The following is a 13,143-nucleotide window of genomic DNA, read 5'->3' on the forward strand; positions in this document are numbered from 1 at the left end:
CGCCTTCCCGCTCTCCGGAGGCCGCGCTAGGCTGCGCTCTTTCGCAGCTTCGTGATTTGATCGTTCCATGAAACTCCTCTGCCATCCCCTCGCCGCGCAGGCGCCCACCATCCGCGCCGCTTCCGGCCGCCGCCAGTGGATGGATGATACGCCCGAAAGCTTTGCCTATCGCTGCCTGCCGCTGGCGGTCGCCAACCAGCATGGCTGGGAGGTGTTCACGCCGACAGGGCTGACCGCGCGCTGGAATGGCGGGGTGCGGGTGGAGGATGTCGAGGTTATCCTCGATGATCCGCTGACCATGCACCAGCCGGGCAGCGCGATGACCAATTTCGGCTCCGGCATCCTCACCTTCGAGATGAGTTTCCTGCTGCGCACGCCGCCCGGCTGGAACACATGGGTCACCGGCCCGGTCAATGGCGTGAAGGACGGGATTGCGCCGCTCTCCGGCGTGATCGAGACCGACTGGAGCCCCTATTCCTTCACCATGAACTGGCGCTTTACCAGGCCCGGCGAGGTGCGCTTCGAGGCTGGCGAGGCGGTGGCCCATTTCTTCCCCGTGCGCCGTGATCTGTTTGACCGGATCACGCCGGAACTGCGCGCCATTCACTCCGATCCGAAAACGCTGGAACAGCTCAATAACTGGCGGGAAAGCCGCGAGGATTTTGCCGGCCGCCTGAAAACCGGCGACAAGGAAGCGGCAGAGGAAAAATGGCAGAAAGGCTATTATCGCGGCCTGATGCCGGACGGAAAGAAAGGCCCCGCCGATCACAAGACGAAAGTGCGGGTGGCCGAGTTCAAACCATCAGAGCCCAAGCCGGGGAAGGGGCTGTAGGCCTACTTCCGCACCAGCGGCCAGGCGAGTTCGCGCGCGGCGGTGACCGGCTCCAGCCCTTCAATGCCATAGGTTTCGGGATAGCGCCGGGTGATCTTGGCGGTGCCGAACAGCACATCCCAGAAGAAGAGCAGATTGCCGTAATTGCCCTTGTAGTGGGTAACCCCATCCTCCTTGTGCAGGCCGTGATGGGCGGCATGGGTGGCGGGCGTGGAGATCGTGCGTTCGATCACCCACATCAGCGGCGAGAGCGCCTTGATCCGGTAGAGCGGCTCATCCCAGCGCCATGAGGAATGGGCGCCGAAAATCACACTCATCTTGACGATCAGATAGGCGATATAGACCGGGCCGAACCCCAGATGGACCAGCACCGCTGACACCCAAATTCCCGGCATGAATAAATAGTAGAAAAGATTGTTCCGGTAGGCGATGCGCACGCTCATATACCCGCCCGAATGGTGCGCGCGGTGGAGGTTGTAGAGCCAGGGGAAGGTGTGGCTCGCCCGGTGCCACCAGTATTGGGTCATGTCGTCGCCGACCAGCAAAATGGCGAGCATTACCCACCAGGGCAGAGTGCTGAGAGCGCCTTCAGAGCCGGGCCGCACCCACTCCACCAGTATCGGCGCAATCGCGAAGATCGCCGGTACGGTCAACAAGATGATGGTCAGCGTCGAGACCCCCTCGATCACGGCATCGCGGCGGGACACGCGGCCCTTCGGGCTGAACCGCCCTACCAGGATTTCCAGACACGCAAAGCCGATGAAAATGGCCGGAATGACAAGCTTTTCGTCGAACATGGATGGGGCTCCTTTGAAGCCACCATCTGTGAGCCAATTCATAACTTCCAATACAATTAATTGATTGAAGTATAACCAGATGGCATGATGCGCTCATGCTCACCCTGCGTAATGCCCGCCTGTTCATCGCTTGCGCCGATTCCGGCACGCTCACGGCGGCCGCTGGGGTGCTCAATGTTTCCCAGCCCGCGGCGACGAAGTCTCTGGCGCAGCTTGAAGGTGCGCTTGGCGGAACGCTCTTTGAGCGGTCTGGCCGCCGCCTTACCCTGACCGCGCTGGGAGAAGCCCTGCTGCCGCGGGCCCGGGCACTGGTGCAGCAGGCGCGCGATATGGAGGCGGAGGCCAGGCGCTGGCGCTCGGGCGACGATGGCCTGATCCGGCTTGGCGCCGGTCCGGCTGTGGCGTTCAGCCTGCTGCCTGACGCTGTGAAGCGGTTTTATGGCTCTGGCAACGCTGCGCGCCTGACCGTGCGCTCTGGCGCCGCAGGAGAGCTGATCGAGCGTCTGCGGCGCGGCGAACTGGACCTTGTGGTAGCCGACCGGGGTGATGATGAAGCCGATCCGGGCCTTGCCACGCGCGCTCTGCCAGACCAGAGCCTTGCCGCCGCCGTCCGCCCCGGCCACCCGGCGCTCGCCGGTGCGCCGCTGGAGGATTTCCGCATCGCGACGGCCACGCCGCCAGAGCGCCTGCGCCAGTTTCCGCTAGGCTGGAATGCGGGCGCGCCGGGTATTGTCTGCGATGATTATGGCGTGCTGGCGCGCGCCTGCGCGGTGTCTGACCATATCCTCATCGCGCCTGCGCCCGTCATGGCGCGCATTCTCGCCGAGCACGCTCTGGTGCCATTATCGGGAGAGGTCTCCGCGCTCGTCGTGCGCCCGGCCCTGATCTGGCGCGCCGACGCCCCGGCCAGCGCCGCGCGCGAGGCCCTGTGTGCGTGCTTTGAGGGGGTGACCTAACGCAAGCGCGTCTTTTTCTTCTTCTTGCCTGCCCCTTGCGCCGTCATCACCAGCACGCCGGTAAAGCCAAGGGCAAACAGAAGGCCGACAATTGCGCCCGCTACCCAGCTCTCCATGAGCAGGGTGAACAGGAGCGCCAGCAGCACCCCTGTCCCTATGGGCAATACCATCACCCGTAAGGGCGGCAGCTTGCGGCTATTGCGTGAGGCCGGTGATGTCACGATAGAAGGTCCAGATCATTCGCTCGGTGGTGATGAAACCCCAGTTCCACGCATCATGGAAGTCGCTTAGCGGATTTTGTTCCTGAATCGCTGCCAGATCATGGCCCTCTTCCACCAGCGCGGCGACGCGCGCGCGCCCCTCGATCAGCATGTCACGGCTGGCGATCAGGTCATCACGGGTGGATAGCGGGCCGTGACCGGCGATAAAGCGGGTCTCGTCATCGCTAAAGCCGATGATTTCGTCCAGCGCGGCGATGAACCCTTCCACCGAGCCACCGGCATCCAGATCGATGAAGGGGTAGCGCCCGGAAAACAGCAGATCGCCCATATGGATGATATTGGCGTCAGCGATATTGACGATGATATCGCCATCGGTGTGCGCATTGGCAAAGTGCAGCACCTCGCCTGTCACACCAAAGCGGCTGAGCATCATCGCCTCGCTGACGAGGATATCGGGCAGGAAGGCCTCGTCCAGCGCCGCCGGCGTGCGGCCTGTCAGCTGGCTGGTGACCGGGTTGGCGAGCCGCTCGGCCACATTGCGGTGGGCGAGGATCCCGGCCCCCAGCGCCGCGAAATGCGCATTACCGAGCACATGATCGCCATGGAAATGCGTGTTGATGACCAGCGTCGGCGTGCGTCCGCCGCTCGCCCCGCGCACCGCCGCTTCCAGATCATCGAGGAAAGGCGGCATCTGCGTGTCGATCAGGATCAGATGATCGCCCGCCTCGATAAGCCCCACATTGCCCGCCCGGTCATTGGCGATCATGTAGATGCCGTCTTCCAGCTCGGTCGTCTGAAAGCCGTTTTCCTGGGCGATAGCCCCGGCAGTCAGGGCAAGGCTGGCGGCAAGCGTGGTGGTGAGTGTGCGCAGCATGGGGTTCTCCGTTTTTCAATGTCCGTCAGCATACATGGGCCAGCAAGTACCGGCGCCAAGCTTAACCTCGAATTCACCACAGCGCGCCAGTTTCATCTGCCTGATGATCCGCTCCGTTTTCGCCCCGTTCCTGATTGCCGGAATCGCCGCGCTCGCGGCGGCTGCGCCTGTGTTCGCGCAAGCGTGCGACACGCCATCGGGCCAGCCTGTGCCACGCTTCGTGACCTTGAAATTCACCGAAGTACGCGGGCGTATCGGCCCGTCGACCAGCCATCCGGTGCGCTGGGACTACCGCCGTCAGGGATTGCCGGTGCAGATCGTCGCCGAGACGGAAAACTGGCGCCGCGTGCGGGACCCGCACGGCGAGGAAAGCTGGATGCACCGGCGCACGCTCTCTGGCCGCCGGGCGGTGCATGTCATCGAGGAAACCGGGCTGCACACGCGCCCCGATGTCGAATCGCCTGAAACGGCGCGGGCAGAGCCCGGCGCGATTTTATGGCTGGAGCGGTGCCGTTCTGGCTGGTGCCGCCTTGAGTCCGACGGCGTGCGCGGCTGGGTGATCGCGAGCCATCTGTGGGGCACCTACGCACATGAGCAGGCCGCTACGCCGGACCCTGAGTCTGCTGCTGGCCCGCCCTGCAATGGCGCGCGCAGCGCGGTGCAGGAGACGGCAGCCGCGCAAGGCGGTGCAGGCCTCTAGCGCGCCCGGCTGCATCAGGGGGAGACACAGGGACTTTGCCCGGTCTAGATTGCCGCCAATCAACCGGTGCCGGTTCATTGCGCGCCGCCCGTCAAACCCCTTGGCCGCTCTGGCGTGCATGCATGCCCGCCTCGCAAATGGCCCATCAGGCAGAAACTCTCATGTCCCAATACCCTTCCAGCTTCAATTATGATGGTCTGATCGAGTGCGGAAAGGGCCGGCTTTTCGGCCCCGGCAACGCCCAGCTTCCGCTTCCCCCCATGCTTATGGTGGACCGCATCACCCACATCTCCGGCGAAGGCGGAAAGTATGGCAAGGGCCAGGTCGTCGCCGAACTCGATATCAATCCCGATCTCTGGTTCTTCGCCTGCCATTTCGAGGGCGATCCGGTAATGCCGGGCTGCCTGGGCCTTGATGCGATGTGGCAGCTGGTCGGCTTCTTCCTTGGCTGGTCGGGCGCGCCCGGCAAGGGCCGTGCGCTGGGCGTGGGCGAGGTGAAATTCACCGGCCAGGTGACCCCGGACGTCAAGAATGTGCGTTACGTGATTGATCTCAAGCGCGTCATCATGCGCAAGCTTGTGCTCGGGCTTGCCGATGGCCATGTCGAGGCGGACGGGAAGGTGATCTACACCGCAACCGACCTGCGCGTGGGCCTGTTCAAGCCCGAGGAGATGAACCAGTCAGGAGCGTCTGCATGAGACGTGTCGTCGTAACCGGTATAGGCATCGTGTCTTCCATCGGGGAAGACAAGGAAAAGGTCGCTGCAGCGCTGAAAGCCGGCAAGTCCGGTGTGATAGCCGCGCCCGAATACGCCGAGCTGAACTTCAAGTGCCAGGTGCATGCCCGCCCGCCGGTGAAGGCGGCCGACCATGTCGACAAGCGCGCCATGCGCTTCATGGGCGAAGGGGCAGGCTGGGCCTATATGTCGATGGAGCAGGCCATCGCCGATGCGGGCCTTGAGCCGGGCGATGTCTCCAATCCGCGCACCGGCCTGATCGTCGGCACGGGCGGCCCCTCGACAGAGGCCATTGTCACCGCTGCCGATATCACGCGCGACAAGGGTCCGCGCCGCATCGGCCCGTTCGCGGTGCCAAAGGCGATGGCTTCGACGGGTTCTGCAACGCTCGCCACCCCCTTCCAGATCAAGGGGATCAATTATTCGATCAGCTCGGCCTGCACCACCTCGCTGCATTGCATTGGCGCGGCGGCCGAGCAGATCCAGTGGGGCAAGCAGGATGTGATGTTCGCCGGCGGCGGCGAGGAGCTGCACTGGTCGCTTTCCAACCTGTTTGACGCCATGGGCGCGATGAGCTCGGGCTATAACGACACGCCTGAGCGCGCGAGCCGCGCCTTCGACAAGGACCGTGATGGCTTCGTCATCGCGGGCGGGGCGGGCATTCTGGTGCTGGAAGAATATGAGCGGGCGAAAGCACGCGGCGCGAAAATCCATGCCGAGATTGTCGGCTATGGCGCGACGTCCGATGGCCATGACATGGTCCAGCCCTCGGGCGAGGGCGCGATCCGCTGCATGCAGAACGCCATTGCCGAGGCGGGCGGGCGCACAATCGACTATATCAACCCGCACGCCACCTCCACGCCCGTGGGCGACATCAAGGAGATGGGCGCGCTGCGCGAGCTGTTCGGTGACAATGTTCCCGCGCTCTCGGCCACCAAGTCGATGACCGGCCATTCGCTGGGCGCCGCCGGTGTGCAGGAAGCGATCTACTGCCTCCTGATGATGCGCGACGGGTTCATCGCGCCGTCGATCAATATCGACAATCTCGACCCCGAATTCGATGGCCTTCCCATCGTGACGGAGACCACGAAGGCCGAGATCACCACGGCCCTCTCCAACTCGTTCGGCTTTGGCGGCACCAATGGCACGGTGATCTTCTCGAAGGTTTGAGCGGGCGCTTAAACCGGGTTCCCGGCCTCCGAGCCGGGACCCACACCCCTTGAACCGGCCAATATTTGCGTTTCACCGGCGCATGCCGGTGCCCCATCTTTTTCTGGGCCCCGACTTTCGTCGGGGAAACGCGTAGTTCCACTCGCGTCTATTGTTGTCATGGCCCGGCTTGCCTGTCCCCGCGCAGGCGGGTGATGGGCGGAGCACCAGCAAAAATCCCACTTTTCCACCGTCATGCTCATCACATTTTCACGCCCGGCGCACACTAGGGGTGGACGTTAGTATTCGCTTAACCACAATATCTAGATGTTGAGGGAGGGGCGCGATGTGATTCACGCTGACGGCGCGGCAAACACGCGCCTTGCCTGAATCAGCATCTCGCCCAACCATCGCCCGGCACGCGCCAGACAAGAGGATCCGCATTCGCCATGAGCACCGGCCACATCATTTCCAGCGACCGCCCCGGCCTGTTGACGCCCAGCTTTGCCTACAAGCCGTTCCGCTATCCGTGGGCCTATGAGTACTGGAAACGCCAGCAGCAGGTGCACTGGCTGCCCGAAGAAGTGCCGCTGGGCGAGGACTGCAAGGACTGGGCGACTAAGCTCACCGATGGCGAGCGCAATCTGCTCACCCAGATTTTCCGCTTCTTCACGCAGTCTGATGTGGAGGTGGGCGCGAACTACATGGAAAACTACATGCCGCTCTTCAAGCCGGTTGAAGTGCGCATGATGCTGGCTTCCTTCTCCAACATGGAGACGGTCCATATCGCGGCCTATGCGCTGCTGCTTGAGACCATTGGTATGCCCGACACCGAATTCTCCGCCTTCATGGAGTATCAGGAGATGTCGGCCAAGCACGATTATCTCGGCAAGTTCGGGGTTGAGACCGACCGCGACATCCTCACCTCCATGGCGGTGTTTGGCGGCTTTACCGAGGGTCTGCAGCTCTTTGCCAGCTTTGCCATGCTGATGAACTTCCCGCGCTTCAACAAGATGAAGGGGATGGGCCAGATCGTGTCCTGGTCGGTGCGCGATGAATCGCTGCACTGCGAGGGCATGATGAAAATGTTCCACACCTTCGCCGAGGAAACCGGCGCTTACACGCAATCCGTCAAGGACGACATCATCGATTGCTGCAAGACGGTGGTGAGCCTTGAAGACAAGTTCATCGAGCTGGCGTTTGAAGCCGGCGAGGTGGAAGGCATGACGCCGGACGATATCAAGCAGTATATCCGCTATATCGCCGACTGGCGCCTGCAACAGCTCAAACTCCCGCCCGTTTATGGCGCCAAGGAGCACCCGCTGCCCTGGCTGACCGAGATCCTCAACGGGGTGGAGCACGCCAACTTCTTCGAGGCGCGCGCCACCGAATACTCCAAGGGCGCGACCAAGGGCGACTGGCACGGCGATGACGGCGTGTGGTCGAACTTCGACAACTGGGTCTCGAAAAAGCGTACTTTGCCGACACAGGCCGAACTGGCCGAGTAGGGGCTACGGCCTATCCAGTACTGAAAAGGGGCGGGCAACCCGCCCTTTTTTGCTGGCCGGGTTATAGTCCCACCTCGTCGTTCCCGCGGGCCGGAACCCAGAGCTGATTGGCAACTGACTGAGCCTTATGATCTCCGGCTCCCGGCTCTGCGCTTCGCTTGGCCGGGAACCTGGCAAGTTTTTCCAATAGCCAACCATACCGGGTCCCCGGCCTGTGAGCCGGGGACCATTCTTTTGTTCTTCCGGATCTCAAACCCTTGTCCACCACCCTTCGTTTTCCCGGCCCCCGAGCCGGGATCAGAAAAGACTGGGCACCGGCTTACGCCGGTGAAACGCATCTGGGACATCCAACCTCTCGTCGTTCGCGCGAAGGCGGGAACCCAGAGCTGTATCCACTGTCTCTGCGCTATGATCTCTGGACCCCGGCTCAGGGGCCGGGGACCCGGTGTTTATCACCGCACCTCTCAACCGGGTTCCCGGGCTTGACCCGGGATACATTCTTCACCCCCCCCACCACGCTATCACCCGCATTGCCCTCCCCCTTCGTCATTCCGGGCGAGCCTGCGGCGAGACCCGGAACCCAGAGTTTTTTAGTTTCGCAACGCATTCCCCGCCTGCGTGTTTCGTCCCGTTTGATTGTCTGGATACCGCTTCGGTGTCTGCGGGTGTAGAGTATGCGCGGTCCAGACTGGGAGGCCGGCGGGGATGGGGGTGTTGGTCCATTCGAGCGAGAACCACCCCTCCCCCTCACCCGCTCACAGTGCTAATCCTTCCGTATCGGGAATAAGCGGAAGGCCGCCAACGCACGATGACAAGCATTCTCGCGCCATTGCTCGGTGGCCTCGGTCTCTTTCTTCTCGGCATGGCGCTGATGACGGACGGACTCAAAACCGCTGCCGGCGATGCGCTCAAATCCATTCTGGGCGCGTGGACGCGCACTCGCGCGCGCGGCCTCGTGGCGGGCGCGTTCATCACCGCTGCGGTGCAGTCTTCCAGCGCGGTAACCGTGGCCACGATAGGGTTTGTGAACGCCGGCCTGTTGACGCTGGGTCAGGCGATCTGGGTCGTGTTCGGCGCCAATGTCGGCACCACGATGACGGGCTGGCTGGTCTCGCAAGTGGGCCTGAAGCTTGACTGGGGCGCGCTCGCCCTGCCGCTGATCGGGCTGGGGATGATAGCCGGGCTAGCGCTCAAATCCCGCCCCAGGCTTGGCGGCGCGGCGCAGGCGGTTGCGGGCTTCGGCCTGTTTTTCCTCGGCGTCGGCCTGCTGCAGCAGGCCTTTTCCGGCCTTGCCCCGCAAATCGCGGCCCTCAACCTGGAGGAGGCCGGGATATTCGCCATCCCTGTGTTTGTTCTCGTTGGCGCGCTGCTGACCACGCTCACCCAGTCCTCCAGCGCCGCCATCGCCATCACCCTGTCGGCGAGCGCGGGCGGCGCTGTGCCGCTGCCGCTGGCGGCGGCGGCCGTGATCGGCGCCAATATCGGCACCACCTCCACCGCGCTGCTGGCGACCATCGGCGCGACACCGGCCGCGCGGCGCGTGGCGATGGCCCATGTCGCGTTCAATGCGGTGACGGCGCTCGCGGCGCTGGCCCTGTTGCCACTGCTTCTGTGGGCCTCCGAAGGCGTGCTGGACGGCGCGCATCTGGTGGATGACACGCCGGGCCGGCTCGCCGCTTTCCACACCCTGTTCAACGTGCTGGGCGTGCTGCTCATCCTGCCGCTCGCCCCGCGCCTCACGCGCTGGCTGGCAGGTCTGTTCGGTACGCCGGACGAAGCGCTCTCCCGCCCGGAATTTCTCGATTCCAACTTGTTGCAGACACCGGCCCTGGCGGTGCGCTCCCTCGCACTGGAGTGCTGGCGTCTGCATGCCTTGGCGCTTGATCTTGCCGCCGCGCGCCTTGCCGCGCCGGGCAGGCGCAGCGCGGGGCCGGACCACCGCCACGACGCCTTGTCCGATCTGGCAGACGCCATCCGCGACTTCATAGACAGGTTGACGCAAACCACGTTGGCCCCGCAAAGCGGCAAGGTGCTGGCAGACCTTGTGCGCGTGATCCAGCATGCCGAGGAGGTGTTGCAGGCGAGCGCGCAGTTGCAGGCCCTGCCTGCGCCGCGCACGGGACCGGCCCTGAAACCCGCCTGGCAGGCGATAGACGACCAGGTGCGCGCCAGCCTTGCAGCGGCCGCAGACCGCGAAACCTTCGCCGACACCGCAGCGGATACCGAGAAGGCCTTCCAGACGCTGAAGAGCGCGCTTCTGGCAGCGCTGGCCGATGGCTCGGCCGGGCTGGGACCGGTGGATACCGGCCTTGTCCGTGCACAGGTCTTGCGGCGTATCGCCCTCTCGGCCCGCGACGGGCGGCAACGGCTGGGCGACTGGCTGAACGGAGACAATGGGCAATCTTGATCCGCGCCACAGCACAGCTGCGCAGCCCCTTCAGGGCAGCTAAACGCGAACGCCGATGGTCATGCCGGGCAGGGCGCCCTAACTTGCAGGAGAGAAAAGGGCATGAAAGGAACGGTTATGCGTCTTGCCGCCACTTGTGTTTCACTGATGATGCTGGGTGTCGCCGCCTGCTCGCCCGAGCCTGAGGAAACGGATTTGTCCAGTCTTGAGATAACCGCCATTGATGCGCCTTACAGCGCCGAGGCCGACGCCCATGGCGAGCTGGATGCGGCCTATGAGCGTGCCGCGGAACGCGGCACGCGGGTGCTGGTAAAGTTCGGCGGAAACTGGTGCCCGGACTGCCGGATATTTGCCGGCATGCTTGAGCTGGAACCGGTGCGTGAATACGCCGATGCGCATTACGAGATCGTCGCGGTCGATGTCGGCCGGTATGAGCGCAATATGGATGTAGTGGCCCGTTTTGGCATGGACGGGCTGGAAGGTGTGCCGACCGTGATCATCACCACAGCCGATGGCGAGATCATCAATACCGGCACCTCGGCTGAATGGCGCACCGCGCGTGAGCGCAATGCGCAGGACGTGCTCGACTATCTCACCCGTTATGCCGAAGCGCCCGTGCCCGCCAACGCGGACCGGGCAATCATATCGCGTCCATGACGACAAAGCTGCCCTTTGCAGAGCTGCATGCCTTTTGTGACGGTGATGCCCCGCATACCGGAAATCCGGCTGCTGTAGTTGCGCTGGAGGACGAGCTTGATGACGAAACCCTGGCCGGGATAGCGCGCTCCAACAATCTGTCGGAGACCGCCTATCTGCTGGCCGACGGCGCGGATCACTGGCGCTTGCGCTGGTTCACTCCGGGTGCCGAGGTGGATTTCTGCGGGCACGCAACGCTCGCAGCAGGGGCATGGCTTCTTGGCAATGGCAGCGTGGCAGGGGACGTGGCAAGCTTTTCGACCCGCTCCGGACCCATGAGTGTGACGCGCACTGCCACGCCGGGTCTTTACGCCATGGATTTTCCCGCTATTGCCGTAAAGCGCTTGGAGAACCGGCCCGACGGCATTGACGGCCTCGGCGTGGGTGCTGTGGAGGTCTTCGAGCTGGTGCGGGCGGAGCCCTGGCCGTGGTATCTCGCAGTGTTTGACAGCGCCAGGACCGTCGCCGCCCTGTCGCCGGACATGCGCCGTCTGAAGGAAAGCGGCGCACTCTGGAGCGTCACGGCAGCGGGCGGCACGGGCAGCGATTTCGTCTCCCGCCTGTTTGCTCAGGCGATCGGCATTGACGAGGATCCCGTTACCGGCTCGGCCCATTGCGCGCTGGCTCCTTTCTGGGCGGAAAGGCTGGGCAAGGATGTCCTTAGTGCCCGCCAGACCGGACCGCGCCCCGGACATCTGATCGTGAAAGCCGGATCTGCAGCTCCGGCAGACGGCCGTGTGGGCCTTGAAGGCCGCGCGCGGCTCTTTGTCGAGGGCCGGCTATACCTGTAGGCATTTAACCCCCCAATACAATGCTTGCCTTTGCCCTGTCGGTCATGGTCAGGTGGCTATGATTTGCGGGTGTGCGATGCAAGGGGCGAGGCCGGCATCGCGCCGTATTGAGGGGATTGCAGAATATGCGGGCTTTTCTGGGCGCTGTGGCGCTGGCGGCGGGAATCGCCATTTCGGCTTTTGCGGCGTATCAGGATCGCGCTGAAACAGGTGCGAACGGGCCCGGGGCGCCCGAAGCCACGCTCTCCGATCCGACCATCCTGACCTCGCGTGACTACACCCGCATACTTCAGCAATTCCAGAAACCCGCGCCGCAGCGGCCGGGCGGGGCGGGACCAGCTGGCTATACGGGCGACGACTCCTGCCGCCACGCCAATGATGGCGAGTGTGATGATCCCGGTATCGGGACGGGCGCGTGCACCGCGGGCACGGATTATTCCGATTGCTGGCGTATCGTTTCCGGCCAGGAAGACGATAGCTGCCGCTGGGCCAATGACGGGGAGTGTGACGAGCCGGGCTTCGGCACCGGAGCGTGCACGCAAGGCACGGACGTGACCGATTGCGGTGATGTCACCCACTTGCGCTTCCGCAATGATTCCTGCGAGTTCGCCTTTGACGGCGTCTGCGATGAACCCGGGACGGGCACGGGCCGTTGCCCCGCGCGCACCGACCGTTCGGATTGCGGAGGCCGTCACCGGCCCCTGACGATCAACGACCATTTCTTCGGCAATGATGACCGTGTGATGATGGATACGGCGCAGTTTCCGTGGAGCGTTATCGGCACGATCCAGGCTGACCGGGGCGGCACCTGCACGGCCACGCTCGTGGCGCCCAATGTCATTGCCACGGCTGCCCACTGTATCCATAGCGAGGGTCAGCTCTATGCCGGCGGCGTGTTCACCACAGGGTTCGCCCTTCCCGGCGGCCCGCGCACGGCCCGTGTCGTCGATCATCTGATCGATGAAGAATGGGACAGCCAGCGCTTCAGCCAGACCGACGAGATCGATGGTACGGACTGGGCCCTGTTACGCCTCGACCAGCCGCTGGGTGACGAACTCGGCCATGTGGGCGTTCTCGACATAGTTGCAGACCGCAGCGAGCGTGAGGTCCAGAGTGCGCGCATCTGGCAGGCCGGATACTCCTGGGATACCGGCAGCAATCTGTCAGGCAATGAGGATTGCCGCATCCTGATCGCCTATCCCGATGACACGATTTCCCATGATTGCGACACGACACGCGGCGATTCCGGCTCACCTTTCATGGTATATGAGAATGGCGAGTGGCAGATCATTGCCACGGACTCCAATTTCCGCAGCAATCCGGACGGCCCGTTCATCTATATTTCGTCGCGCTCCAGCCGCTGGGCGCATCTGCTCGATGATTTCGCGGCAGGGCGAATTGGCGCAGGCGGCGTACGCCCGCAAGGCCCCGGAAAGCCGGGCGCGCCTGTCGCAATCAAGTCTGGCGGGTAAACCC

13 protein-coding genes are annotated in these 13,143 nt (G+C 63.7%); 10 read left to right on the forward strand and 3 right to left on the reverse strand.

Translation table 11 applies throughout. The annotated features are described in order from the left end of the window. The first annotated feature begins 67 nt into the window (after positions 1-67). Positions 68-832: a DUF6065 family protein gene (locus IEV75_RS12200; RefSeq protein WP_188452857.1), complete on the forward strand. Its 765-nt coding sequence runs from the start codon at positions 68-70 to the stop codon at positions 830-832. A 2-nt stretch (positions 833-834) separates the two neighbouring features. Here the strand turns inward: IEV75_RS12200 and IEV75_RS12205 are convergent, their stop codons facing one another. Further along, positions 835-1,629 carry a sterol desaturase family protein gene (locus IEV75_RS12205; protein WP_188452858.1) on the reverse strand — a complete coding sequence of 265 codons (795 nt, stop codon included), beginning with the start codon at positions 1,627-1,629 and terminating at the stop codon, positions 835-837. Positions 1,630-1,724: 95 nt separating this feature from the next. Here IEV75_RS12205 and IEV75_RS12210 point away from each other — a divergent pair, with 95 nt between their 5' ends. Then, positions 1,725-2,585, forward strand: coding sequence for a LysR family transcriptional regulator (locus IEV75_RS12210; RefSeq protein WP_188452859.1), 861 nt, complete (start codon positions 1,725-1,727; stop codon positions 2,583-2,585). Here IEV75_RS12210 and IEV75_RS12215 read toward each other — a convergent pair. Together IEV75_RS12215 and IEV75_RS12220 are read right to left on the reverse strand one after the other, a co-directional pair. Further along, entirely contained in the window at positions 2,582-2,806 is a 225-nt protein-coding gene (locus tag IEV75_RS12215; protein WP_188452860.1) for a hypothetical protein, read from the reverse strand. The genes IEV75_RS12210 and IEV75_RS12215 overlap by 4 nt on opposite strands. After that, positions 2,781-3,680 (reverse strand): MBL fold metallo-hydrolase, encoded by a 900-nt coding sequence (locus IEV75_RS12220; protein ID WP_188452861.1) that lies wholly within the window; start codon positions 3,678-3,680, stop codon positions 2,781-2,783. Before IEV75_RS12220 ends, IEV75_RS12215 begins: the two co-directional genes overlap by 26 nt. Positions 3,681-3,783: 103 nt before the next feature. On the opposite strand from IEV75_RS12220, the gene IEV75_RS12225 reads away from it, so the two are divergent. The 8 genes from IEV75_RS12225 to IEV75_RS12260 all read left to right on the forward strand — a co-directional run bounded on the left by IEV75_RS12225 (position 3,784) and on the right by IEV75_RS12260 (position 13,139). Continuing rightward, complete coding sequence (locus IEV75_RS12225; protein ID WP_188452862.1) at positions 3,784-4,380, forward strand: SH3 domain-containing protein; 597 nt, start codon at positions 3,784-3,786, stop codon at positions 4,378-4,380. A 161-nt stretch (positions 4,381-4,541) separates the two neighbouring features. Then, positions 4,542-5,078: a 3-hydroxyacyl-[acyl-carrier-protein] dehydratase FabA gene (gene fabA / locus IEV75_RS12230; protein WP_188452863.1), complete on the forward strand. Its 537-nt coding sequence runs from the start codon at positions 4,542-4,544 to the stop codon at positions 5,076-5,078. Continuing rightward, the gene (fabB, locus tag IEV75_RS12235; protein ID WP_188452864.1) at positions 5,075-6,286 is read left to right on the forward strand and encodes a beta-ketoacyl-ACP synthase I; all 1,212 of its coding nucleotides are present in this window, start codon (positions 5,075-5,077) and stop codon (positions 6,284-6,286) included. The genes fabA and fabB overlap by 4 nt, the downstream gene beginning before the upstream one ends. A 428-nt stretch (positions 6,287-6,714) precedes the next feature. Beyond that, positions 6,715-7,773, forward strand: a complete 1,059-nt coding sequence (locus IEV75_RS12240) for a ribonucleotide-diphosphate reductase subunit beta (RefSeq protein WP_188452865.1) — start codon at positions 6,715-6,717, stop codon at positions 7,771-7,773. Between the two features lie 808 nt (positions 7,774-8,581). Continuing rightward, positions 8,582-10,180: a Na/Pi cotransporter family protein gene (locus IEV75_RS12245; RefSeq protein WP_188452866.1), complete on the forward strand. Its 1,599-nt coding sequence runs from the start codon at positions 8,582-8,584 to the stop codon at positions 10,178-10,180. A gap of 102 nt (positions 10,181-10,282) precedes the next feature. Beyond that, entirely contained in the window at positions 10,283-10,837 is a 555-nt protein-coding gene (locus IEV75_RS12250; protein WP_188452867.1) for a thioredoxin family protein, read from the forward strand. Continuing rightward, a complete protein-coding gene (locus IEV75_RS12255) occupies positions 10,834-11,667 on the forward strand; it encodes a PhzF family phenazine biosynthesis protein (protein ID WP_188452868.1) in 834 nt (277 codons plus the stop codon). Before IEV75_RS12250 ends, IEV75_RS12255 begins: the two co-directional genes overlap by 4 nt. Before the next feature lie 125 nt (positions 11,668-11,792). Next, positions 11,793-13,139, forward strand: a complete 1,347-nt coding sequence (locus IEV75_RS12260) for a trypsin-like serine peptidase (RefSeq protein ID WP_188452869.1) — start codon at positions 11,793-11,795, stop codon at positions 13,137-13,139. Positions 13,140-13,143: the final 4 nt, after the last annotated feature.

Origin of the sequence: Glycocaulis albus, assembly GCF_014639075.1 — a bacterium.
Lineage (GTDB): Bacteria > Pseudomonadota > Alphaproteobacteria > Caulobacterales > Maricaulaceae > Glycocaulis > Glycocaulis albus.

Bases quoted from the DNA above. Each gene is read 5' to 3' on its own strand.
- IEV75_RS12200 (WP_188452857.1), top strand. From the start codon at position 68: ATGAAACTCCTCTGCCATCCCCTCGCCGCGCAGGCGCCCACCATCCGC.
- IEV75_RS12205 (WP_188452858.1), bottom strand. From the start codon at position 1,629: ATGTTCGACGAAAAGCTTGTCATTCCGGCCATTTTCATCGGCTTTGCG.
- IEV75_RS12210 (WP_188452859.1), top strand. From the start codon at position 1,725: ATGCTCACCCTGCGTAATGCCCGCCTGTTCATCGCTTGCGCCGATTCC.
- IEV75_RS12220 (WP_188452861.1), bottom strand. From the start codon at position 3,680: ATGCTGCGCACACTCACCACCACGCTTGCCGCCAGCCTTGCCCTGACT.
- IEV75_RS12225 (WP_188452862.1), top strand. From the start codon at position 3,784: ATGATCCGCTCCGTTTTCGCCCCGTTCCTGATTGCCGGAATCGCCGCG.
- fabA (WP_188452863.1), top strand. From the start codon at position 4,542: ATGTCCCAATACCCTTCCAGCTTCAATTATGATGGTCTGATCGAGTGC.
- fabB (WP_188452864.1), top strand. From the start codon at position 5,075: ATGAGACGTGTCGTCGTAACCGGTATAGGCATCGTGTCTTCCATCGGG.
- IEV75_RS12240 (WP_188452865.1), top strand. From the start codon at position 6,715: ATGAGCACCGGCCACATCATTTCCAGCGACCGCCCCGGCCTGTTGACG.
- IEV75_RS12245 (WP_188452866.1), top strand. From the start codon at position 8,582: ATGACAAGCATTCTCGCGCCATTGCTCGGTGGCCTCGGTCTCTTTCTT.
- IEV75_RS12250 (WP_188452867.1), top strand. From the start codon at position 10,283: ATGAAAGGAACGGTTATGCGTCTTGCCGCCACTTGTGTTTCACTGATG.
- IEV75_RS12255 (WP_188452868.1), top strand. From the start codon at position 10,834: ATGACGACAAAGCTGCCCTTTGCAGAGCTGCATGCCTTTTGTGACGGT.
- IEV75_RS12260 (WP_188452869.1), top strand. From the start codon at position 11,793: ATGCGGGCTTTTCTGGGCGCTGTGGCGCTGGCGGCGGGAATCGCCATT.